At 71.5% G+C, this 21,655-nt stretch carries 20 protein-coding genes; 10 read left to right on the forward strand and 10 right to left on the reverse strand.

The window, feature by feature from the left end:
- Positions 1-58: 58 nt before the first annotated feature.
- The 5 genes from ACFRFC_RS31815 to mce all read right to left on the reverse strand — a co-directional run bounded on the left by ACFRFC_RS31815 (position 59) and on the right by mce (position 7,895).
- Positions 59-829: an ABC transporter permease subunit gene (locus ACFRFC_RS31815; RefSeq protein WP_382685656.1), complete on the reverse strand. Its 771-nt coding sequence runs from the start codon at positions 827-829 to the stop codon at positions 59-61.
- Between the two features lie 2 nt (positions 830-831).
- Positions 832-1,818, reverse strand: coding sequence for an ABC transporter ATP-binding protein (locus ACFRFC_RS31820; protein ID WP_382685654.1), 987 nt, complete (start codon positions 1,816-1,818; stop codon positions 832-834).
- A 144-nt stretch (positions 1,819-1,962) separates the two neighbouring features.
- Positions 1,963-2,898, reverse strand: coding sequence for a cellulose-binding protein (locus ACFRFC_RS31825; protein WP_382685652.1), 936 nt, complete (start codon positions 2,896-2,898; stop codon positions 1,963-1,965).
- A 369-nt stretch (positions 2,899-3,267) separates the two neighbouring features.
- Positions 3,268-7,212: a polarized growth protein Scy gene (gene scy / locus ACFRFC_RS31830; RefSeq protein WP_382685650.1), complete on the reverse strand. Its 3,945-nt coding sequence runs from the start codon at positions 7,210-7,212 to the stop codon at positions 3,268-3,270.
- A gap of 242 nt (positions 7,213-7,454) precedes the next feature.
- The gene (gene mce, locus ACFRFC_RS31835; protein ID WP_382685648.1) at positions 7,455-7,895 is read right to left on the reverse strand and encodes a methylmalonyl-CoA epimerase; all 441 of its coding nucleotides are present in this window, start codon (positions 7,893-7,895) and stop codon (positions 7,455-7,457) included.
- Positions 7,896-8,048: 153 nt separating this feature from the next.
- On the opposite strand from mce, the gene ACFRFC_RS31840 reads away from it, so the two are divergent.
- Entirely contained in the window at positions 8,049-9,257 is a 1,209-nt protein-coding gene (locus ACFRFC_RS31840) for an acetyl-CoA C-acetyltransferase (RefSeq protein WP_382685645.1), read from the forward strand.
- 66 nt (positions 9,258-9,323) lie between these two features.
- Entirely contained in the window at positions 9,324-10,286 is a 963-nt protein-coding gene (gene meaB, locus ACFRFC_RS31845) for a methylmalonyl Co-A mutase-associated GTPase MeaB (RefSeq protein ID WP_382685643.1), read from the forward strand.
- A 738-nt stretch (positions 10,287-11,024) separates the two neighbouring features.
- On the opposite strand, the gene ACFRFC_RS31850 is transcribed toward meaB, so the two are convergent.
- Entirely contained in the window at positions 11,025-11,747 is a 723-nt protein-coding gene (locus tag ACFRFC_RS31850) for a PepSY domain-containing protein (protein ID WP_382685641.1), read from the reverse strand.
- 130 nt (positions 11,748-11,877) lie between these two features.
- On the opposite strand from ACFRFC_RS31850, the gene ACFRFC_RS31855 reads away from it, so the two are divergent.
- Entirely contained in the window at positions 11,878-12,552 is a 675-nt protein-coding gene (locus ACFRFC_RS31855; protein WP_382685638.1) for a response regulator transcription factor, read from the forward strand.
- Positions 12,549-14,021 (forward strand): sensor histidine kinase, encoded by a 1,473-nt coding sequence (locus ACFRFC_RS31860; RefSeq protein WP_382685636.1) that lies wholly within the window; start codon positions 12,549-12,551, stop codon positions 14,019-14,021. The genes ACFRFC_RS31855 and ACFRFC_RS31860 overlap by 4 nt, the downstream gene beginning before the upstream one ends.
- Positions 14,022-14,095: 74 nt before the next feature.
- Here ACFRFC_RS31860 and ACFRFC_RS31865 read toward each other — a convergent pair whose 3' ends face one another.
- The 4 genes from ACFRFC_RS31865 to ACFRFC_RS31880 form a co-directional block, all read right to left on the reverse strand.
- Positions 14,096-14,572 (reverse strand): MarR family winged helix-turn-helix transcriptional regulator, encoded by a 477-nt coding sequence (locus ACFRFC_RS31865; RefSeq protein WP_382685634.1) that lies wholly within the window; start codon positions 14,570-14,572, stop codon positions 14,096-14,098.
- 92 nt (positions 14,573-14,664) lie between these two features.
- Entirely contained in the window at positions 14,665-15,468 is an 804-nt protein-coding gene (locus ACFRFC_RS31870; RefSeq protein WP_382685631.1) for an AIM24 family protein, read from the reverse strand.
- Complete coding sequence (locus ACFRFC_RS31875) at positions 15,465-16,115, reverse strand: AIM24 family protein (RefSeq protein WP_382685628.1); 651 nt, start codon at positions 16,113-16,115, stop codon at positions 15,465-15,467. The genes ACFRFC_RS31870 and ACFRFC_RS31875 overlap by 4 nt, the downstream gene beginning before the upstream one ends.
- 1 nt (position 16,116) lies before the next feature.
- Positions 16,117-16,749, reverse strand: coding sequence for an AIM24 family protein (locus ACFRFC_RS31880; RefSeq protein ID WP_382685791.1), 633 nt, complete (start codon positions 16,747-16,749; stop codon positions 16,117-16,119).
- Positions 16,750-17,221: 472 nt separating this feature from the next.
- On the opposite strand from ACFRFC_RS31880, the gene ACFRFC_RS31885 reads away from it, so the two are divergent.
- The 6 genes from ACFRFC_RS31885 (at position 17,222) to ACFRFC_RS31910 (ending at position 21,377) form a co-directional block, all read left to right on the forward strand.
- A complete protein-coding gene (locus ACFRFC_RS31885; RefSeq protein WP_382685625.1) occupies positions 17,222-18,241 on the forward strand; it encodes an endo alpha-1,4 polygalactosaminidase in 1,020 nt (339 codons plus the stop codon).
- Between the two features lie 171 nt (positions 18,242-18,412).
- Positions 18,413-18,757 carry a DUF3817 domain-containing protein gene (locus ACFRFC_RS31890; protein WP_382685622.1) on the forward strand — a complete coding sequence of 115 codons (345 nt, stop codon included), beginning with the start codon at positions 18,413-18,415 and terminating at the stop codon, positions 18,755-18,757.
- Entirely contained in the window at positions 18,754-19,059 is a 306-nt protein-coding gene (locus ACFRFC_RS31895; protein WP_382685619.1) for an MTH1187 family thiamine-binding protein, read from the forward strand. Before ACFRFC_RS31890 ends, ACFRFC_RS31895 begins: the two co-directional genes overlap by 4 nt.
- Positions 19,060-19,258: 199 nt before the next feature.
- Positions 19,259-20,029 (forward strand): hypothetical protein, encoded by a 771-nt coding sequence (locus tag ACFRFC_RS31900; protein WP_382685616.1) that lies wholly within the window; start codon positions 19,259-19,261, stop codon positions 20,027-20,029.
- A complete protein-coding gene (locus tag ACFRFC_RS31905) occupies positions 20,026-20,730 on the forward strand; it encodes a DUF4166 domain-containing protein (RefSeq protein ID WP_382685614.1) in 705 nt (234 codons plus the stop codon). The genes ACFRFC_RS31900 and ACFRFC_RS31905 overlap by 4 nt, the downstream gene beginning before the upstream one ends.
- A complete protein-coding gene (locus tag ACFRFC_RS31910; RefSeq protein ID WP_382685612.1) occupies positions 20,727-21,377 on the forward strand; it encodes a TetR/AcrR family transcriptional regulator in 651 nt (216 codons plus the stop codon). The genes ACFRFC_RS31905 and ACFRFC_RS31910 overlap by 4 nt, the downstream gene beginning before the upstream one ends.
- The last annotated feature ends 278 nt before the right edge of the window (positions 21,378-21,655 follow it).

A 21,655-nucleotide genomic window follows, 5' to 3' on the forward strand; every position in this document is an offset into this window, starting at 1 on the left:
ACCGAGCAAAACGTTACGGCAGACCTGTGCCGGTCGACGTTCCCGCGCGTCCCGGTACCTACGCATCCCTCCGCTTCAGCAGCACATAACCCCCCAGCAGCGCCGCCGCCACCCAGGCCACCATGATCGCGAGCCCGCCCCAGGGGCCGTAGGGCGTGTCGTCGTTGATCGGGGTGACGACCTGCATGATCTTGCTGCCGGCCTGGTCGGGGAGGTACTGGCCGACCGTCTTGGTGGCGCTGACGGCACCCAGGATGGTGGAGATCAGGAAGAAGAACGGCATCAGGATGCCCAGGGACAGCATCGGTGAGCGCAGCATCGCGGCGACGCCCATCGAGAACATCGCGATGAGGGTCATGTAGAGGCCGCCGCCGATGACCGCGCGCAGCACGCCCGGGTCGCCGATCGACGCCTTCAGGTCGCCGAGCATGAGCTGGCCGAGGAAGAAGGTGATGAAGCTGGTCACCATCCCGACGACCAGGGCGAGCGCGGTGGCGACCGCGACCTTGCTGAAGAGCAGGGTGCCGCGCTGCGGAACAGCGGCCAGCGAGGTGCGGATCATGCCGGTCGAGTACTCGTTGGAGACCACCAGTACCCCGAACACGATCAGCGCCAGCTGCCCGAGACTCATCCCGGCGAAGCTGATGAACGTCGGATCGAAGGAGAGCCGCTCGGTCTCGGTGAGTTTGTCGTACTGGCTCTTGGTGAGCGCGGAGATGAGCATGCCGAGCCCGATGGTGACCACCACGGCGAGGGCGAGTGTCCACACCGTGGACGCCACCGACCGGATCTTGGTCCACTCGGACTGGATGACCTGTGTCGCCGCCATGATCAGGCGCCCCTCTTCCCGTCGCCGCCGTTCCACCCCTGGCCCCACTGCTGCTGCTGTGGGACGGGGGCGGTCGCCGGGGTGCCGTCATGGGCGTGGTATTCGACCGAATCCGCCGTCAGCTGCATGAACGCTTCTTCAAGTGAGGCCCGCTGCGGGCTCAGCTCATGCAGCACGATCTGGTGCTGCGCCGCCAGCTCACCGATCCGCTCCGCCTGACCGCCCTCGACCTCCAGCGTCCCGTTGCCGTTCTCCGCCACCGTGATCCCGCTGCCGTGCAGCGCGTCGAGCAGCCGCTCGCGGTGCGGGGTGCGGATCCGGACGTAACTGCGCGAGTTCTGCGCGATGAAGTCCGCCATCGACGTGTCCGCCAGCAGCCGGCCCTGGCCGATCACCACCAGATGGTCGGCGGTCAGCGCCATCTCGCTCATCAGATGCGAGGAGACGAAGACCGTACGCCCCTGGCCGGCCAGCGATTTCATCAGATTGCGGATCCAGTGGATGCCCTCGGGGTCGAGCCCGTTGACCGGCTCGTCGAACATCAGGATCCGCGGATCGCCCAGCAGCGCGCCCGCGATGCCGAGGCGCTGGCCCATGCCCAGCGAGAACCCCTTGGCCTTCTTCTTCGCCACCGCCGTCAGGCCCACCGTGTCCAGTACCTCGGTGACCCGGCTGCGCGGGATGCCATTGCTCTGCGCCAGGCACAGCAGATGGTTGAAGGCGCTGCGCCCGCCGTGCATCGCCTTGGCGTCCAGCAGCGCGCCGATCGCCTTCAGTGGATCCCTCAACCGGTCGTAGTGCTGTCCGTCGATCCGTACATCGCCCGCGGTGGGACGGTCCAGGCCGAGCATCATCCGCATCGTCGTCGACTTGCCGGCACCGTTCGGACCGAGGAACCCCGTGACGATGCCCGGCCGCACCTGGAAGGTGAGGTCATTGACCGCGATCTTGTCGCCGTACCGTTTCGTCAGCCCCTCAAGCTCGATCATGGGCCAACGCTAGACCGTGGCAAAGCCCTCTGCCACTGGTAGGACAGAGGGCTTTGCCGTGATGCGCGGGTGTTCAGCTGTTGTACGCGGATCGTTACCAAGACGTACCGGTACCCACCAGTACCAACCGGGAGTTACCCGGACTTAACGGGACTGCTGGGCCGGGACGCCACGGGAGATCGGCTCTTCGTCGGCCGGGGCGCTGGCCGCGGCCACCGCGGCGCCGGTGAGCGTCGCGAGCATCTCGCGGACGTTCGTGAGCTGCGCGTTGATGGAGTCGCGGCGGTTGGTGAGGGCGGCCAGCTCGCGCTCGGATTCCGAACGGATCCGGTCGGCCTTGGCGTTGGCGTCGGCCACGATGTCCTCGGCCTGGCGCTGCGCGGTCTCCACCGTCTGGCGGGCGCGGCGCTCGGCGTCGGTGCGCAGCTTCTCCGCCTCCAGGCGCAGCTGCTCCGCCCGGTGCTCGATCTCCGCGAGACGCTTCTCCGCCTTCTGCTGACGCGAGGCCAGGTCCCGCTCGGACTGCTCGCGCCGCTTGGCCAGGTTGGTCTCGAAGTCGGCGGCGGCCTGCGCGGCCTTGGCGCGGGTCTCCTCGAAGAGGGCGTCCGCCTCCTCCCGCTTGGACTGCGCGTCCTTCTGGGCCTCCGAGCGCAGCTGCGAGGCGTCGCTCTTGGCCTTCTCGACGATCCGGACGCCCTCGTCCTCGGACTTGGCCTTGCGCTCCGCGGCGAAGGACTCCGCGTCGTTGCGCACCTGCTGGGCGGCCGACTCGGCGAGTTCGCGGTGCTGCTCCGCCGCGCGCCGGGCCTCCTCACGCAGATCCTTCGCCTCCTCCTCGGCAAGGCGGAGGATCTTCTCGACGCGGGCGCCGAGCCCGGCGTACGACGGCTCCGCGTCGCTCACCTGGGCCTGGGCGTTCTGCGTCTCGAGGTGGAGTTCCTCGATGCGCTTCTCCAGAGCGGTGATGCGGGCGAGAGCGCTGTCTCGGTCGGAGACGAGCTTGGAGATACGTTCGTCCACCTGAGCGCGGTCGTACCCACGCCGCACAAGCTCGAAGCCGTAGGGGGAAGTGTCGCTCATGGGGTTCCTGTCGAAAGAGACCGGTGAGGTGATAGGGGGAATCCTAGGGGCCGAAGCGGTGTGTCATCGAGCGGATGCGTGTTTGATCTGGAGAATGACACCCCTTTTGGGTGGCCAACCGTCAGACAACTTGCCAGAGTCCCTGCCAGAGACATAGTCAAAGGCCCCAGCAGACACGGAAGTCGGTGCCCCGCGCAAGCGCCGGACCGGCGGACCACGCCGTGCGCGCGGGCCCGAGCGGCGCCTGTCGAAGGCACGGACACTCTCCCATGCCCCGCCGAGGCCCGGGCAACCGCCCCCGTTCACCTGCGTCGATCACCCACCGCCCGAGCCCGGTGACCGGACCCGGGCAGCGCCGCCCGGCGTCCGCTACCCGTCCGCCGACTTGCCACCCGATCGTGGGGCGCCGACCGTGGCACCGGCCTTGACGGAATCCTTGCCGGTCACCGGTGTCTCGAACGACTCCAGCGCCTCCAGCACATCCTGCACCCGGGAGATCTCGGCGTTGATGTCCTCGCGGCGGCGCACCAGCACCTCCAGCTCGCGCCGGCCCTCCTCGACCGTGCGCCGGGCCTCGCGGATCGCCTCCACCTTCAGCTCCTCGGCCTCCTTGATCAGCGAGGCCTTCTTCAGCTCGGCCTCCTTCAGCAGGCCCTCCGCCTTCTTCACGGCGGCGATCCGGACCTTGCCCGCCTCGGAGTTGGCCTCCGTGACCAGCTCCTTGGCCTTGGCCTGAGCCTTCGTCAACTGCTCCTCGGACGCCTTGATGAGCGCGTCGCAGCGGTCGCCGGTCGACTTCATGGTCTCGGACGCCTCACGCCGGGCCCGCTCGTGCAACTCCTCGATCTCCGAGGTGATCCGGTCGCGCAGCTCCTCCGCCCGCTCCCTGATGGCGGTCGCGTCCCGTCGGGTGCCGACGAGCAGTTCGTCCGCGTCCGTACGGGCCTTCTCCACCGTCTGATTGCCCTCGATGGTCGCCTCGGAGACCAGCCGCTCCGCCTCGCTGCGGGCCGCGCCGACCATGGAGTCGGCCTGCGCCTCGGCGTCGGCGGTGGTCTTCTGCGCCTGCTGCTGAGCCTCCATCAGCAGCTTGTCCGCCTCGGCCGCGGTCTCCGTGATGAGCGTGTCCACCTGCTCGGCCGCCTCCGAACGCCGCTTGTTGGCGTCCTTGCGGGCCCCGTCGAGCGTCCGGTCGGCCTCCTCGCGCGCGGCCGACGTCAGCCGCTCCGCCTCGGCGGCGGTCCGCTGCTCGAGCCGCTCCGACTCGGCGCGGACCCGCTCGGCGTGCTGCTGCGCGCTGCCCACCGTCTCGGCGGCCTCGGCCCGCAGCCGCTCGGCCTCACCGGAGGCGTCCGCGAGGAGTTTGTCGGCGGCCCGGCGGGACTCGCCGCGCACCCGGTCGCTCTCCGCGGCGGTCTCCGTGGTGAGCCGCTCGGCCTCGGCGGAGGCGTCGGCGAGGAGTTTGTCCGCGGCCTGGCGGGTCTCGCCGCGCACCCGGTCGCTCTCCGCGACCGTCTCGTTGGTGAGCCGCTCGGCCTCCTTGCGGCTCTCGGTGATCAGGGTGTCCGACTGCGCCGCCGCGTCCGAACGGATCCGGTTGGCGTCCTCCCGGGCCTCCGCCCGGGTGCGCGAGGCGTCCTGCTCGGACTGCGCGATGGTGTCCGACGCCTGTGTACGCGCCCGCTGGGCGTGCTCGGCGGCCTCCCCGCGCAGCCGCTCCGACTCGGCGATGGCGTCGCCCACCGTGCGCTCCGCGAGCGCCTTGGCGGCCTCCGACTCCTCGTTCGCCTGGCGCACCACCCGGTTCGCGTCCTGCGAGGCCCGGTCCCGCTCGGCGTAGGCGTCGGCGCGGACCCGGTCGGACTCCTCGCCGGCCTCCCTGCGGGTGCGCTCCGCGGAGTGCTCGGCGGCCGAACGCAGCCCCGCGATCTCCTCCTGCGCCTGCTCGTGCAGCCCGGCGACCGAGTCCCGTACCTGCTGGGCGTGGAGGTCGGCGGCCGACACCAGCTCGGTGGCCCGCCGGTCCGCCTCCTCGACCAGCCGCACCGCCTCGGCCTGCGCCTCCTCGACGCGCCTGCGCGCCGCGGCCAGCAGTTCCTCGCTCTGCTCGCGGGCCCGCTCGCGCTCCTGGTCCGCCTCCTGGCGTGCGGTGCCGAGATGCTCGTCGGCCTCGCGGCGGCGCCGGGTGGCCTCCTCCTGCGCGGCGGCCAGCGTCTCCGACGCCTCCGCGCCGAGGCGCTCGGCGGCGGCCTGCGCCTCACCGCGCACCCGGTCCGCGGTGTCCTGCGCCTCCGCCCTCAGCCGCTCCGCCTCGGCCGCCGCCTCCGACCGCAGCCGTACGGCGACGGACTCGCCCTCGGCCCGGGAGGCGGACGCGTCCGCCGCGGCCTCGTCGCGCAGCCGGCCTGCCTCGGCCTCGGCCTGCTGCTGGAGGGCACGGGTGCGCTCGGCGGCCTCGGCGCGCAGCCGCTCGCTCTCCTCGGCGGCCTCCCGGCGGATCCGCGACGCCTCCTCGCGGGCCTCGGCCAGGGCCTGCTCGGCGGCGGCGAGCCGCTGCTCGGCCTCCGCGTGCAGCCGGGACAGCTCCTCGGCGGCCTCCGCGCGGCGGGCCTCTATCGCGCGCTCGGTCTCCTCGTGCAGCTCGCGCGCGTCGCGCTCGGCGTCCGCCTTGATGCCGTCGGCCTGCTCGACGACCTCGGTGCGATGCCGCTCGGCCTCCTGGCGAGTGCGCTCCAGCGTCTCCTCGGCCTGCCGGCGCAGCGTGGTCGCCCGCTCGATGGCCTCGGTGCGGACCTTCTCGCTGTCCGCCGTCGCGCTGCGGCGCAGCTCGTCCGCGTCCGCCTTGGCCTTGGCCAGCAGCTCCTCGGCGGACCGGGCCGCCTCCTCGATCTGCTGGACCGCCTCGCGCCGCGCCTCCGCCCGGATCCGCTCGCCCTCGGCGACCGCGTCCGCGCGCAGCTGCTCGGCCTCGCCGCGCAGCCGCCGCGCCTCCTCCTGGAGTTCGACGGTCTTGGCGCGGTACTCCTTGGTGTCGTCCTTCGCCGCGCCCTTGAGCTGCTCGGCCAGGTCGTGCGCCTCGGCCCGCAGCCGGTCCGACTCGGCCTCCGCCTCCCGGCGGATCCGCTCGGCCTCCTCGGCGGCGGCCTTGGTGGTCCGCTTGGCTTCCTCGGACGCCTTGTCGAGCACGTCCTCGGCGGTCCTGGCCGCCTTGGACAGCTGGGTCGCGCTCTCCTCGGCGGTGATCGTACGAGCCTTCTCGGCGGCCTCCGCGACCAGCTTCTCGGCCTCCGCGCGGGCGTCGGCGACGGACTGCTCGGCCTCCGCCTTCGTCGCCTCGGCCTCCTTGGTGGCCTCGCTGACCAGCCGGGCCACCTGCTCCTTGGCCGTACGCGCCCGCTGCTCATTGGCCGCCTCGGCGCCGGAGAGGGCCTTCGCGGCGGCCTCCTTGGCCTCGCCGAGCACCTTCTCCGCCTCGGACTGCGCCTTGCGCAGCGCCTCCCCGGCCTCGGTCATCCGCTGCTCGGCGGCCCGGCCCAGCTCCTGCGCCTGGCGCCGGGCGGAGTCGGACTCGGTCGCCGTGGACGAGCGCAGCTGCTCGGCGCGGTCGGTGGCATCCTGGGCCTGGGCCGATGCCGCGTTCAGCATCCGCTCGGCGTCCGTGCGGGCCCGGCGCATCAGCTGCTCGGCCTCCGTACGGGCCGCCTCGGCGTCCTCGCGCAGCCGCTGCCGGGCCTCGCCGGTCAGCCGCTCGGCCTCGGCGCGGGCGCCGGCCATGGCCTTCTCGGCCTCGGCGCGGGACTCGTCCAGGAGCCGGCGGGCCTGCGACTCGCTGCGGGCCCGCAGCTGCTCGGCCCACGCCACGTTCTCGTTGACGTGCGACTCGACGTTCTGCCGGCGCTCGGACAGCTCCTGGTCGAGCTGCTGGCGCCGGGCCACCGCCTCCTGGTGCAGCTCCGCCTGGAGCCGGGCCGAGTGCTCGGCGTGCTCCTGGAGGATCCGCTGGGTCTGCGCCCGCGCCTGGCTCAGCTCGCGCTCGGCGTCCGCGCGCAGCTGATCGGCCTGAAGCTGCGCGTTGCGCAGCAACTGATCGGCCTGGTAGCCGAGATCGGCCCCGTCGTAGGCCGGCCGGGACATGATGGTGCGCCGCGCCTCGTGCAGCTTGGCGCGCAGCACCTCGACCTGGTAGCCGAGGTCCTCGGCGTGCTGGATCGCCTTTTCCCGCTCGGTCTTCAGCCGCTTCATCTCGGCCTCGAACCGAGAGAGGTGGTCGACGTCAGCCGCCGGCTCTCGCTCCTGGCTCTCGTAGCCCCGCACTGCGCGGTCCCATCCGTCCCCTGGTCGCAAGTCTCTCCGTACGGGCTCCGTCCGTCCTGCGGACGAGGCCCCCGGGGAATGGTGTCAGATCAACGGCGGAGCCTGGGCTGCTGCCCCGGCGCTCGACCCCCGAAACCCGGACCCCGGCACGGATCCCAACGCCACAGGCGGACGGCAGGACCCCGATCGCCCATGCCGAAGCGGCGACCGCACCCAACCCTACCGGCCCCTATGTACGTGGGTCAGTGCTCAGGGGACTCAACAGGCGCCGAAGTGACCAGTTCTGTCAGTACGCCATGACAATCCTTGGGATGCAGAAACGTGATCCGGGACCCCATGGAGCCGCGCCGGGGCTCGTCGTACAGCACCCGGACCCCCTGCTGCCGGATCGCGTCGGCGTCGGCGTCGACGTCCGCCGTGCCGAACGCGATGTGATGCACGCCCTCCCCGTTCTTCGCGAGCCACTTGCCCACGGCCGAGTCCGCGCGGGTCGGCTCCAGCAGCTGGAGGTAGGAGGCGCCGCCGTCCGAGGTCTCGTTGATCTTCAGCATGGCCTCGCGGACGCCCTGCTCCTCGTTGATCTCGGTGTGGAAGACCTCGAAGCCGTAGGTGTTCTTGTAGAACTCGACAGTCGCGTCGAGGTCATGACAAGCGATCCCGATGTGGTCGATGCGCGTCAGCATGGTTTCAGTGGAGCGCCACCGCGCCGGTTACGCAACGTGCGCGCGATCACACCGACGGCCCGATGACGTTCCCGCGTACCGCTCAGTACGCTCGAAGTAAACCCTCGTTCACAGTCCTCGGCCTGGTGCAGGCCGGTAAGGGGATCGCAGCTCATGTCTTCTGGAAATTCCGGTACGACCGGCTCGGTGATCGTCGCGGGCGCGCGCACGCCCATGGGACGGCTGCTGGGTTCGCTGAAGTCCTTCTCCGGAGCCGACCTCGGCGGCTTCGCGATCAAGGCCGCCCTGGACCGTGCGGGGATCGGTGGCGACCAGGTGCAGTACGTGATCATGGGCCAGGTGCTCACGGCCGGCGCCGGCCAGATCCCGGCCCGCCAAGCGGCCGTCAAGGCGGGCATCCCGATGAGCGTCCCGGCGCTCACCATCAACAAGGTCTGTCTGTCCGGCCTCGACGCCATCGCGCTGGCCGACCAGCTGATCCGGGCCGGCGAGTTCGACATCGTCGTCGCGGGCGGCCAGGAGTCCATGACCAACGCCCCGCACCTGCTGCCCAAGTCCCGCGAGGGCTACAAGTACGGCGCGATCGAGATGCTCGACGCCATGGCGTACGACGGGCTGACCGACCCGTGGGAGAACATCCCCATGGGCGAGTCCACGGAGAAGCACAACACGCGCCTGGGCCTCGGCCGCGCCGAGCAGGACGAGATCGCCGCCCGCAGCCACCAGCGCGCCGCCGCCGCCCAGAAGAACGGCCTGTTCGAGGCCGAGATCACGCCGGTGGAGATCCCGCAGCGCAAGGGCGACCCGGTGCTGTTCAGCAAGGACGAGGGCATCCGCGCCGATACCACGGTCGAGACGCTGGCCAAGCTGCGCCCGGCGTTCAGCAAGGACGGCACGATCACCGCGGGCACCGCCTCGCAGATCTCCGACGGTGCCGCGGCCGTCGTCGTCATGAGCAAGGCGAAGGCGCTGGAGCTGGGCCTGGACTGGATCGCCGAGATCGGCGCCCACGGCAATGTGGCGGGCCCGGACAACTCCCTCCAGTCCCAGCCGTCCAACGCCCTCGCGCACGCCCTGAAGAAGGAGGGCATCGACGCCGGGGACCTGGACCTCATCGAGATCAACGAGGCGTTCGCCGCCGTCGCCCTCCAGTCAACGAAGGACCTCGGGGTGTCCCCGGAAAAGGTGAATGTCAACGGCGGCGCCATCGCCCTGGGGCACCCGATCGGCATGTCCGGCGCCCGGCTGGTGCTCCATCTGGCGCTGGAGCTGAAGCGCCGGGGCGGCGGTATCGGCGCGGCGGCGCTGTGCGGTGGCGGGGGGCAGGGGGACGCTCTGATCGTGCGGGTGGCCAAGGGCTGACCGGTCGGTCCGGATGCCGCTGCGTCATCGCCACGTCGTCACCGGGTTCCTCCGAACGGAGCTGAGATGCAGGACGTCCCCACGCTGGTGGCCCAGGCGCGGGAAGGCCGGCCGCGTGCCGTCGCCCGGCTGATCTCCCTGGTGGAGGGGGCGTCCCCGCAGCTCCGCGAGGTCATGGCGGCGCTCGCTCCGCTCACCGGCGGGGCGTACGTCGTCGGCATCACCGGGTCGCCGGGGGTCGGGAAGTCGACCTCGACGTCGGCGCTGGTGAGCGCGTACCGGGGGCGGGGGAAGCGGGTGGGGGTGCTGGCCGTGGACCCGTCGTCGCCGTTCTCCGGCGGCGCGCTGCTCGGCGACCGGATCCGGATGGCCGACCATGCCTCCGACCCCGGCGTCTACATCCGCTCCATGGCCACCCGGGGCCATCTCGGCGGGCTCGCCCGGTCCGCCCCGCAGGCCATCCGGGTGCTGGACGCGGCGGGCTGCGAGGTGATCCTGGTCGAGACGGTCGGGGTCGGCCAGTCCGAGGTCGAGATCGCGTCCCAGGCCGACACCTCGGTGGTCATGCTGGCCCCGGGCATGGGGGACGGTGTGCAGGCCGCGAAGGCCGGGATCCTGGAGATCGGGGACGTGTACGTCGTCAACAAGGCCGACCGGGACGGGGCCGACGTGACCGCGCGCGAGCTGAACCACATGCTGGGCCTGGGCGAGGCCCGGGGGCCCGGTGACTGGCGGCCCCCGATCATCAAGACGGTCGCCTCGCGGTCGCAGGGCGTGGACGAGGTCGTCGAGGCGCTGGAGAAGCACCGGGCGTGGATGGAGGAGCGGGGGGTGCTGACCGAGCGGCGGCGGGTCCGCGCGGCTCATGAGGTGGAGGCGATTGCCGTCGCGGCGCTTCGGGAGCGGATTGCTGATCTGCGGGGGGATCGGCGGTTGGTCGCGCTCGCGGAGAGGGTTGTGGCGGGGGAGGTGGATCCTTATGGGGCGGCGGATGAGTTGGTGCGGGGGGTTGCTGGGGGGAGGCCGTAGGTCGATGGGGTGGTGCGGGGCGTTGGGCGCCTTTTCCCACCCACCCGCCCGTGCGACTCGATGACCACCTCACGGTCGCCTCGGCGCCGGCCCCACGTTTGCCGTGCCCGGCGTCTCGCGCTCTTTCCCACCCACCCACCCGCCCGTGCGGGTCGGTGACCACCTCGCGGTCGCTTCGGCGCCAGCCCCGCGTTTTGCCGTGCCCGGCATTTCGCGTTCTTTCCCACCCGCCCGCCCGTGCGGGTTGGGGGTCGGGTTGGCGTTGCCTCGGTGTCGGCCCGTGTTTTGCCGCGCCCCGCGTTCTGCGTTTTCCCGCCCGTCTGCCCGTGCGGGTTGGTGACCACCTCACCGTCGCCTCGGGGGCAGCCGCGTGCTCCTGCTGTGCCCGGCGTCCCGCGTTCTTTCCCGCGCGCCTGCCCGTGCGGGTTGGGGGTCGGGTTGGTGTTGACTTGGTGTCGGCCTGTGTTTTTGTGGTGCCTGCGTAGCCCGCTTTTCTCAGCCGCTCGCCCGTGCGGGTCCGTGATCCCCTTCGCGTGGTGGGTCTGTTTTCTGACCAGACCCGTCTTCGGTGGTTCTCTCTTGCGGGGTGGCGCTTTCAGCCTGTCCGGCGTTTGAGGACGAGGCCCTTTGGCCGATGAGGGGGGAGGGGGCGGAGCCCCCTGGGGGAGGGAATGGGTATGGGCGGCGGGGGCGAAATCTCTTGGATCGCCGCCCCCGTCGCCCCGCCGCGCATTTCCGTCAGTCGTCGTCCCCGTGGTCGTCCGAGGCGTCGTCGGAGGAGTCGTCCGCCGAGTCGTCGTCAGCCTGGTCCGAGCCATCGTCGTCAGCCCGGTCCGAGGCGTCCTCGTCCGCCCGGTCCGCCGTCACCGTTCCCGACTTCGGGTTCACGGTCCAGTCGGATTCCGTGCCCTTGGGGTCTGATACCTCTACGTCCCATGCGACCGTGCGGTCGTCGTCGTCCAGGTCGATGGATGTCACGAAGCCCTTCGCGGCGGCGGCGGTCGCGGCCTCGGCGGCGGTCACACCGGCGTCCTGCGCGGCCTTTCGCTCCTCGGCGTCATCGTCGTCGTCCACGCCGCTCCGGCTGTCCAGGATCTGTCCCGAGGACGGGTCGACGTACACCGTGTACGAGGTGTCGCCCTTGCCCAGGACGTCCACCTCCCAGTGCAGGCCGGCGGGGCCGTCGTCGTCGTCCTCGTGGTCGAGGTCGGCCGACACCGCCGTGCCCGGCCGTTCCTTCAGCGCCGCCTCGATCGCCTGCGCCGCCGTGACCTTCGCCTCCGTACCGTCGTCGTCGCGGTCGTCGTCGTCCTCCGCCGGCAGGGTGACCGACGACGCGGGCGAGGTCGTCGTCGACGGTGCCGGTGAGCTGCCGTCGCCGCTGCCCGCGAAGGCCAGCGTGGCCCCGCCGCCGATCACGGCCGTCGCGGTCAGCGCGGCGATGACGATGTTGCGCTTCATTGAGGTTCCTCCCCGTAGCTGAGCTGGGCGTCGGTTCGTTCCGACGTCCACCAAGGTGCCGGGAGCCACCTGAAGCCACGCTGAAGGCACCTGAAGATCACTTCAGCTTCGGTCTGCGAACCTGGTGCGCATGCGGCTGCTGATCGTCGAGGACGAGAAACGACTCGCGCTGTCCCTGGCCAAGGGCCTGACGGCGGAGGGCTACGCCGTGGACGTCGTCCACGACGGCCTGGAGGGCCTGCACCGGGCGACCCAGACCCCGTACGACCTGATCGTGCTGGACATCATGCTGCCCGGCATGAACGGCTACCGGGTCTGCGCCACCCTGCGGGCCGCCGGCCACGACGTGCCGATCCTGATGCTGACCGCCAAGGACGGCGAGTACGACGAGGCCGAAGGGCTGGACACCGGCGCCGACGACTACCTCACCAAGCCGTTCTCCTACGTCGTCCTGGTCGCCCGGGTCCGCGCGCTGCTGCGCCGCCGGGCGCAGGCCAAGGGTGCCTCCCCGGTGCACACCATCGGGGAGCTGACGATCGACACCGGCGCCCGGCGGGTGCTGCGCGGCACCGAGGGGGACGAGATCGCGCTGACCGCGAAGGAGTTCGCCGTGCTGGAGCAGCTGGTGCTGCGCCGGGGGCACGTCGTCTCCAAGGCCGAGATCCTCGAACACGTGTGGGACTTCGCCTACGACGGGGACCCGAACATCGTCGAGGTGTACATCAGCGCCCTGCGCCGCAAGCTCGGCGCCGGGCTGATCCGGACCGTGCGGGGCGCCGGGTACCGGCTGGAGGCGCCGAGGTGAGCCGTCCGTTCGCCTCCGTACGGGCGCGGGCGACGCTCGGCGCCACCCTGGTCGTCGCGGTCGCGCTGGTCGCCGCCGGGGCCGCCGTGCTGTTCTCGCTGTACGCGAATCTGACCGGTCAGGCCGGTGCGGACGCCGAGCGCAACGCCCGTACGGTCGCCGCCGACCTCGCCGGCGGAGTGCCGTACCGCGATCTGCAACTGGACGACCAGGACGAGCCGGTGCAGGTGCTGTCGGCCGACGGCACGCTGGTCGCGGCGACCGACGGCCTGGAGCGGATCAGCGGCACCGCCACCGGCCAGGTGCGGCCCGGCCCCGAACCGTCCCCCACGCCCACGGCCGGAGACGGCGACGACGATGACGACGACACCGAGGCCGAGGACGTCGGCGATGACGACAGCGGGAGTGGCAGCACGCTCGGGCCCGGCGAGATCGGGGACGCTGCGCCGTTGTCCAACGGCTCCGCCACCATCGACGGCCGGTCCGGGGACTACCGCTTCGCGCGTGTCGAGGTCGATGTGCCCGGCCAGGGCACCTTCACCGTGTTCGCCGGAGCGCCGCTGGCGACCGAGCAGAGCGCCGTCGACACCGCGCTGAAGGTCATGCTGGTCGGGTTCCCGCTGTTGCTGGGGATCGTCGGGGGTGTCACCTGGCTGGTGACGCGGCGGGCGCTTCGGCCCGTTGAGGGCATTCGGCGGGAGATGGCCGAGATCACCGCTTCGGAGGATCTGACCCGGCGGGTGCCGGAGCCCGACACCCACGACGAGATCGCCCGTCTCGCCCGCACCACCAACGAGACGCTGGCCGCGCTGGAGACCTCCGTGGACCGGCAGCGCCGCTTCGTCGCCGACGCCTCGCACGAACTGCGCAGCCCGATCGCCTCCCTCCGTACCCAGCTGGAGGTGGGCGCCGCCCATCCCGAGCTGCTGGACGTACCGGGCGCGGTCGCGGACACCGTACGGCTGCAGCATCTGGCCGCCGATCTGCTGCTGCTCGCCCGGCTCGACGCGGGGGAGCGTCCGCTGGACGCGCGGGTGGATCTGGCGGCGCTGGCCCAGGAGGCCGCGGCGGATCGCCCCGGGGTGCGGGTGATGGCACAGGAGCCGGTCGAGCCGGTCGAGCCGGTCGAGGTCGCCGGGTCGCGGAGCCAGCTGGAGCGGGTGCTCGGCAATCTGCTGGACAACGGGCGGCGGCACGCCCGCAGCGAGGTCACGGTCACCGTCCGCGGGGTCGGCGACCGGGCCGTGGTGGAGGTCGCCGATGACGGGGACGGGGTGCCGGAGGCGGACCGGGAGCGGATCTTCGAGCGGTTCGTCCGGCTCGACGACGCCCGCAGCCGCGACGACGGCGGCGCCGGGCTGGGCCTGGCCATCGCCCGCGATGTCGCCGTACGCCACGGCGGCACGCTCACCGTGGCGACGGCCCCGGCGGGCGGAGCCCTCTTCACACTCCGCCTGCCGCTCGCCTAGGGACGCCCAGTGGGCTGCCACTGGGAAAGCCGGTTGGCTGCCACGCCCGGGGGGTGGTCAGGGGCGAGGGGTGGTCAGGGGCGTCCGCGCTGGCCCCGTAGATGGTCCGCGATCGGTTTGAGGGACTTTTCCAGTTCGGTCAGGGACTCGGGGGGCAGCAGGTCGATGAAGTGTCTGCGGACGGAGGCCACATGATGCGGGGCGACCTTGCGCATGATCTCCATGCCGCGGTCGGTGAGGACCGCGTACAGCCCCCGGCGGTCGGACTCGCAGTTCTCCCGGCGCACCAGCTGCTGGTTCTCCATGCGGGTGATCTGGTGCGAGAGGCGGCTCTTGGACTGGAGGGTGGCGGAGGCGAGATCGCTCATCCGCATCCGCAGATCCTCGGACTCGGAGAGATTCACCAGGATCTCGTAGTCGTTCATCGTCAGGCCGAACGGGTGCAGGTCCCTTTCCAGCTGGTACGTCAACAGCTTGTTGACCTCCAGATGGGTGCGCCAGGCACACTGCTCCGTGTCGGTCAGCCAGCGCGTGGCCGTCTCGGTCTCCATGAATGAAGTCTACCTAAAAAGTTGAAAGGCGAACTAGTGGGGGTGGTGTGACGGTGCGCACGCGTTCGATGTCACACTCCGCAGACTACCGCTCACAGCCCGAAGCGACGCTGGAGGTCTCCGAGCTGTCCGGGAAGGCGCGGTGCCCCGCCTTGCGCTCCGGGCCCGCCGTGGCCGCCGGGCGCCCCGCCGCCGGGCACCCCCGCCTGGTGCGGGACCGCCCCCGTGGTCTGCTCGGCCATCAGGGCCTCGGACGACTGGAGCAGGACCGTGCCGGCCCCCACGAACTCGAACTGGTGCTCCTCCCCGGAGGCTCCGCCCAGGCCCGTCATCGCACGTAGACCGCCCATCAGACCTGTCATGTAGCCGTGGTCGTAGTGATGGCACGGCGAGGGGCAGTCGGCCCAGCCGACGAGGGCCTGCGGGTCCACCCGGATCGGGGGTTCCATGAACACCACCGGGCCGTTCGAAGCGGCCACGAACTTTCCCGATCCGATCAGGGTCAGAAAGCCCGGCACGATCGACTGCTTCAGAGCGAGAGTTGGCTGAAAAGCGAGCAGATTGCCGGAGCGAATGGTCAGATTGCCGTCTTCGAGGTCGAACGAATTCACATCGAAGGCCCGGTCGGCGAGGAGCATCTTGCCGCTGCCCTCCGCCACCACCCAGTCCGAGGCGTGCAGTGGCGAATGGAACGAGGTCCGCACCAGCCGATCCAACCGGCCGTGCCCGATCCCGTTGAACTCGATCGCGCCGTAGTACGCGATCATCTTCCCCTTCTGGAGAAACCACTGGGAGCCCTTCAGCTCCACGCAGAAGGTGTACGCGTTGACGTTGTCGTCGACCGGCAGGGTCATGGGGTCGTGCACGACGGGACCCGCACCCGGGTAGGCGGTCACAGCTTGTCCTCCGATGCCTGCACATACACCGCGCCGTTGCCGCTCAGCTCCAGCTGGAACGCCTCGCCGGAGCCACGGCCCACCATGTCCCGCCAGCCGAGGGCGGTCGAGAGCTTGTTGCGTACGTCGCCGTGGTGGGCGACGTACGCCTGCGGGTCGACATGGACCGGGCGCTGCGGGGTGATGGGGATCTCGAAGACCCCGCCGTGGGCCATGACGGCGACCGCGCCGTGGCCCTTCAGGGTGGTGGTGAACAGGCCCTGGCCGGAGACCTGGCCACGGACCATGCCCATGACGCCGCCCTGCGCGCCGAGGAACATCGTGCCCTGCTGGAGGGTGCCCTCGAAGGCGAGCAGCCGGTCCGCCTCCACGTACAGGGTGTCGCCCGCGAGGCCGATCACCTGGATGTGGTGCCCGCCGTGCCCGAACAGCACCGTGCCGTTGCCCTCGACGGTCATCAGCGGGGTGTCCTCGCCGGCCACCCGGCGCCCGATCATCGACCTGACGCCGCCCTGGCCGCCCGCCATGCTGGGCGTGAAGCTCACCTCGCCCCGGTAGGCGAGCATCGCGCCGCGCTGGCTGAACAGCCGCCCGCCCGGGGTCACGGTCGCCTCGATCATCTTGGAGTTGATCTCACGGAAGGTCATCTCACACATCCCCCGCGATCGTGTTCCGCTCGCTGGGCTGGACGTAGACCAGGCCGTCGCCCTCGAAGCGGATCTGGAAGGCTTCGCCGCCGCCCTCGCCGAGCAGGGTGCGGAAGGTCACCCCGGACTGGAAGGACTGCCGGAGATTCCCCTGGTGCGCCACATACGCGCCCGGGTCGACGGTCAGCGGGTACTGCCGACTCACCCGCAACAGCACGGCCGGGCCGTCCGAGGTGATCGCCGCCTGGCCGTGTCCCTCGACGGTCGTCGTGAACAGGCCGTTGCCCTGGGTCGCGCCGCGCAGGCCCGTGAACGACGTGCCCGTGCGCAGGCCGGCGTCGGTCGCCAGCAGGTTGCTCGACTCCACGTACAGGGTGTCGCCCTGGAGACTGACGAGATTGATCTCGGAGGCCCGGTCCGCGAACCAGCAGCTGCCCTGGCCGCGCACCTCCATCATGGTCATCTGCTCGCCGGTGAGCCGTCGGGTGACCATCCCGCGTATGCCCTCACCGCCGCCGCTGAGCTTCTTGAAGGCCATCTGGCCGTCGTAGGCCACCATCGAGCCGTTCTTCGCCTTCACGGCGTCCCCGGTCATCTCGACGGCCAGCACCTTGCTGCCTTGAAGTCGAAACATCGCCACGCAAGGGACGGTAGACCCAGCGACGGTCCGGCGAACAGGGCCCAGGGGTGGAGACCCACCCTGAACCACCCCCTAGGGAATCCGCTCGACCGACCCCGGAGTCCTGGCCCCGGGTCCTGGCCCCGGCTCACGTTCGCCGTCCGCAGCCGCGCAACTGTTCGGCCGTCGCGCCCGGTTCCGGCGTCAGGGCCATCGCGTCGCCCATGTCCACGGGCACGCCGAACGCCTTCTCCCGCAGGCGCGCGCGTGCGTCCGTGAGCCGGATCACAACGGACCGCTTGCCGTCCGCCCGCCGAGATCACCCACGGAGACCGCGTCGCCCGTCCCGCCGCCCGGCCGCGCACCGACGAGGGCGGCCCAGGGCGCGGTGCGTCGGGGCGCTGGGGCGCTGGGGCAGCATCATGGGCGTGCGCGCGTACGGCAGCAGTGCCCGCCCATCCCCGCCCCCCGACAGGAGCCCCGCCCGATGCCTCACCGCCTCCGTCCCGCCCTCCCGCGCGTGCTGACGGCACTCACCCTGTGCGGCGTCCTCGCCCTGAGCGCCTGCTCCGGTTCCGGTTCCGGCTCCGCCGCCCCGGACCCGGCGGACAGCTCCACCCCCGACGCCAGAGCCGACACCACCCCTACGGTCACCGCCGGTACCACCCCTGACGCCACGGCCGACGCCACCCCTGACGCGACCGCCGACGCCACGACCGACACCACCCCTGCCCCCACCCCCGACGCCACAACCGCGCCCCCCACCCCCACCCCCGCCCCGTCCGGCGGCGTCACCCTCCCCACCCCCGGCATCGGCTTCGACTACCAGATAGGCGGCCCCTACCCGCCCCCCGAGGGCGTCGGGGCGGTCTCCCGTGACCGTGGCGTCGAGCCCGCCCCCGGCCTCTACAACATCTGTTACGTCAACGCCTTCCAGGCGCAGGCCGACGCCACCGGCTGGTGGCAGGAGCACCACCCCGATCTGCTCCTGCGCACCACCGAGGGCGCCCTCGTCATCGACGAGAACTGGGACGAGGTCCTCCTCGACATATCCACCCCCGCCAAGCGCGAGCGGCTCGCCGGGATCGTGGGGGAGTGGTTCGACGGGTGCGCCGACTCCGGCTACCAGGCCATCGAGGCCGACAACCTCGACTCCCACGAACGCTCCCAGGGGCTGCTCACCGCCGACGACGACCTCGCCTTCGCCGAACTGCTGATCGCCCGCGCGCACGCCGACGGCCTGGCGATGGGCCAGAAGAACGCGGTGGAACTCGCCGCGCGGGGACGCGCCCTGGGCTTCGATTTCGCGGTCGCCGAGGAATGCGGCCAGTACGACGAGTGCGCCGCCTACGCGCGCGCGTACGACGACCGGGTCTTCGTCATCGAGTACGAGCGGGCCGGACTCACCACCGCCTGCCGCGGCTGGGGCGAGCGCCTCTCGGTGGTCCTGCGGGACCTGGACGTCACCCCGCCCGGCACCCCCGGCCACGAACGCCGTACCTGCTGACGCACGGGTGATGCCACCCCCGTCCGACCGGCCCGCACCCGCCTGCCACAATGGGGGATCGTTTGTGCTTCCGTTCACAAAGCCGCCGGTCCGCAGCGGGCCGGGCACCGGAGGCCCCGAGCCACCCCCGACGTACCCCCTGACGTACCCCCGACACAGCGAAGGTGACCCGTGGACATCAAGACCGCCGGCGCGCTGCGCCGCCTCCGCCTGGTCTCGGCCCCCGAGGCCATCTCGTTCCTCTTGCTGCTCGTGTGCTCCGTGCTGAAGCGGACGACCGACTTCGACGCGGTGCCCGTGATGGGCATGGTCCACGGCGTGCTGTTCATCCTGTACGTGATCTTCTGGGCCGACGCCTGGAACCGGACCAAGTGGCCGCTGGGCAAGGCCGCCCTCTACTTCGTGCTGTCGATCCTGCCCACCGGCGGTTTCTTCGCCGATCGCATGCTGAAGCGGGAGGCCGAGGACGCGGTCATCGCCTCGCGTGTCCGCAATGAAGGGGTCGTGAACGCGTGATCGTCGCCTTCTCCGTGACACCGCTGGGTGTCGGCGAGGACGTGGGGGAGTACGTCGCCGACGCCGTGCGGGTGGTCCGCGCGTCGGGGCTGCCGAACCGCACCGACGCCATGTTCACGTCCATCGAGGGCGAGTGGGACGAGGTCATGGACGTCGTCAAGCGTGCCGTGGCCGCCGTGGAGGAGCGCGCGCCCCGCGTCTCCCTGGTCCTCAAGGCGGACATCCGGCCCGGCGTCACCGACGGCCTCACCGCCAAGGTGGAGACCGTGGAGCGGCACCTGTCGGACGAAGCGGACGACTGAGGCCGGCCCCTCTTCCGCAACACGTGAAACCCCGGCCCCGTCAAGGGCCGGGGTTTTCTCGCGCCTGGCGATCCCGACGATCGAGCATCGTCGCTCCCATGGTTCAGCATGATTGAGCACTCGCTCAAAAACGACTACCCTCACCCTCACAGAGTTTGAGCACTCGCTCAAACCCGCAGCTGGACGAGGGGGACGAGTCATGGGAGCCGGAGGAGCCGCAGCGCTCCACATAGAGACCCGCATCCGCACCGACCTCGACACGCTCTGGTCGGCGACCCAGGAGCCGTCCCGGCATCAGCGCTGGGACCTGCGCTTCACGGAGATCGACTTCCTCCCGCGCGGCGAGGGCGAGCCGCAGCGCTTCCGCTACGCCACCCGAGTGCCGCCCTTCCTCACCATCGCCGGGACCGGGGTGTCGGCCGGGGAGAAGGAGCGCCCCGACGGCACCCGCACCTCCGCCCTGCGCTTCGCCTGCCTGCACCCGCTCTCCCCGCTCGCCGAGGGCAGCGGCTACTGGCGTTACGTCCCCGACGGCGACGGCGTGCGCTTCCTCACCGGCTACGACTACCGCCCCCGCTGGGGCCGCTTCGGCGCCCTCGCCGACCGCCGGCTGTTCCGCCCGCTGATGGGCTGGGCCACCGCCTGGTCCTTCGACCGGCTGCGGCTCTGGCTGGAGCGCGGGATCACCCCCGAGCGCGCCCTGGCCAACTGGCTCGCGGAGATCACCGTACGGGCCCTGGTGATCATGGTGGCCGTGACCGGGCTCGGCCTGGAGCCGTTGCTGGGGTCCTTCGGTCCGTTCGCCGCGCCGATGGCGTATCCGCTGCCGGTGCTGTTCCTGGTGGGCGTCTGCCTGGCGCTGTTCCTGCCGCCCCGGGCCGGTACGCCCGCCGCCCGCCGCTGCCTGCGCACCCCGCCCACCCGGGCACGGGCGCCTCGGCTGCTGTGCACGCTGGAGAACCCGCGATGACCGCGAGGGCGTCGGCCGCGCCCGCCTCGATCTTCCGTACCGCCATGGGCCCCGCCTTCGAGCGGCTCCACCCGCAGCTGCGGCGGCGTTTCTCCGTCGGGCTGGACAGTGGCGAAGCCTGTGTCGGGCGGGGCGTGATGGACCGGATCTGGCACGGCGGGGCCTTCGTCAAGCCGTTCCTGGCGCTCGGCGCCACCCGCAACATCCTGGTCCCGCGCGAGGGCCACCGGGTCCCCTTCACCATCGAGAACGTGCCCTACGCCGACACCTTCGGCCGTGAGACGGTGACCTTCGTGCGCACCTTCGATCTGCCCGGCCGCCCCCGCCGGTTCGACGCCCAGATGGTCCTCGGCCCCCAAGGCGACCGCGTCCTCGACTACCTCGGCACCCACCAGCACCTCGCCACCGACCTGCGCTTTCACGCCGAGCCCGATGGCTCGCTGCTGATCCGGTCCGGCGAGCACCGGTTCCGGGAGGGGCCGGTGGACGTCCGGGTGCCCGCGCTGATCGGAGCGAGCGCGGAGGTCAGGGAGGCGTACGACGAGCCCTCGGGGCGCTTCTTGATCCGGGTGCGGGTGGTCAACGAGCGGTTCGGGCCGCTCTTCGGGTACGAGGGCAGCTTCACCGCGACCTACTCCGACGTCCGCCGCCACGGCGTACGGGCCGGGCTGCGGCCGGTGCGCGAGGAGGTCCGCGCGTGAGCCCCGAGACCACGAAGTCCCTGGAGACCAAGGCCAGACTGCTGGACGGCGCCCTGCGGGTGCTCACCGAGCAGGGCATCGCGAAGATCTCGGCCCGTACGGTCGGGGCGGCGGCCGGGGTCAATCAGGCGCTGGTCTTCTATCACTTCGGCTCCGTGGACGAACTGCTGGCGGCGGCCTGCCGGTACGGTGCCGAGCGCTCGGTCGCCCGCTATCGCGAACGGTTCGCGGCCGTCACCTCGCTGAGTGAGCTGCTCGCGCTCGGGCGGGAGATCCATGAGCGTGAGCGGGCCGGGGGGGAGGTGGCGTTGCTCGGTCAGCTGCTCGCCGGGGCTCAGACGCATGCGAGTCTCGGGCCTGCGACCAGTGCGGGGCTTGAGTTGTGGATCGTGGAGATCGAGGCGGTGCTGGGGCGGGTGCTGGTGGGCACGCCGTTCGGGGAGTTCGCCGATGTGGGGGGGTTGGCGCGGGCGGTGGCGGCGGTGTTCGTGGGGATCGAGCTGTACGAGGGGGTTGACGCGGGGGGAGCGGGGGCCGCGCTGGCGGCTCTTGAGCAACTGGGGGTCCTTGTTGCCGCGTTGGAGGATCTTGGGCCGGTTGCTCAGCGGGCTGTGCGGCATCGGTTGCGTAGGTCCGTCCGACGGTGACGCCTCCCGGCTGGGGATGGCAGTGCCGGGGCGGGGGCGCCGTGGGGGTGGTGGTCGGGGGCGGTCTGCGGGTGGTGGTGGGCTGGTCGCGCAGTTCCCCGCGCCCCTTAGGTGGGGGTGGTGCGGGTTTCTTCACAGGTTCAGCCGTCCGCCCGTGAGTCGGGGCGGCGCGGGCTTCCTCGCAGGTTCCCCCGTCCGCCCTTAGGTCGGGGTGGTCGCCCTTCTCTGTAGAGGTTCCCCACCCACCTGGACGCCCTCCGTTCGACACATTGGTGAAA

Source organism: Streptomyces sp. NPDC056734, assembly GCF_042790455.1.
In the GTDB taxonomy this organism is placed as follows: Bacteria; Actinomycetota; Actinomycetes; order Streptomycetales; family Streptomycetaceae; genus Streptomyces.

Excerpts from the sequence above, each read along its gene's own strand:
- ACFRFC_RS31840 (WP_382685645.1), top strand. The coding sequence starts at position 8,049 with ATGTCTTCTGGAAATTCCGGTACGACCGGCTCGGTGATCGTCGCGGGC.
- ACFRFC_RS31855 (WP_382685638.1), top strand. The coding sequence starts at position 11,878 with ATGCGGCTGCTGATCGTCGAGGACGAGAAACGACTCGCGCTGTCCCTG.
- ACFRFC_RS31900 (WP_382685616.1), top strand. The coding sequence starts at position 19,259 with ATGGGAGCCGGAGGAGCCGCAGCGCTCCACATAGAGACCCGCATCCGC.
- ACFRFC_RS31905 (WP_382685614.1), top strand. The coding sequence starts at position 20,026 with ATGACCGCGAGGGCGTCGGCCGCGCCCGCCTCGATCTTCCGTACCGCC.
- ACFRFC_RS31820 (WP_382685654.1), bottom strand. The coding sequence starts at position 1,818 with ATGATCGAGCTTGAGGGGCTGACGAAACGGTACGGCGACAAGATCGCG.
- ACFRFC_RS31850 (WP_382685641.1), bottom strand. The coding sequence starts at position 11,747 with ATGAAGCGCAACATCGTCATCGCCGCGCTGACCGCGACGGCCGTGATC.
- ACFRFC_RS31825 (WP_382685652.1), bottom strand. The coding sequence starts at position 2,898 with ATGAGCGACACTTCCCCCTACGGCTTCGAGCTTGTGCGGCGTGGGTAC.
- ACFRFC_RS31885 (WP_382685625.1), top strand. The coding sequence starts at position 17,222 with ATGCCTCACCGCCTCCGTCCCGCCCTCCCGCGCGTGCTGACGGCACTC.
- ACFRFC_RS31865 (WP_382685634.1), bottom strand. The coding sequence starts at position 14,572 with ATGGAGACCGAGACGGCCACGCGCTGGCTGACCGACACGGAGCAGTGT.
- ACFRFC_RS31880 (WP_382685791.1), bottom strand. The coding sequence starts at position 16,749 with ATGTTTCGACTTCAAGGCAGCAAGGTGCTGGCCGTCGAGATGACCGGG.
- ACFRFC_RS31815 (WP_382685656.1), bottom strand. The coding sequence starts at position 829 with ATGGCGGCGACACAGGTCATCCAGTCCGAGTGGACCAAGATCCGGTCG.
- mce (WP_382685648.1), bottom strand. The coding sequence starts at position 7,895 with ATGCTGACGCGCATCGACCACATCGGGATCGCTTGTCATGACCTCGAC.
- ACFRFC_RS31875 (WP_382685628.1), bottom strand. The coding sequence starts at position 16,115 with ATGACCTTCCGTGAGATCAACTCCAAGATGATCGAGGCGACCGTGACC.
- meaB (WP_382685643.1), top strand. The coding sequence starts at position 9,324 with ATGCAGGACGTCCCCACGCTGGTGGCCCAGGCGCGGGAAGGCCGGCCG.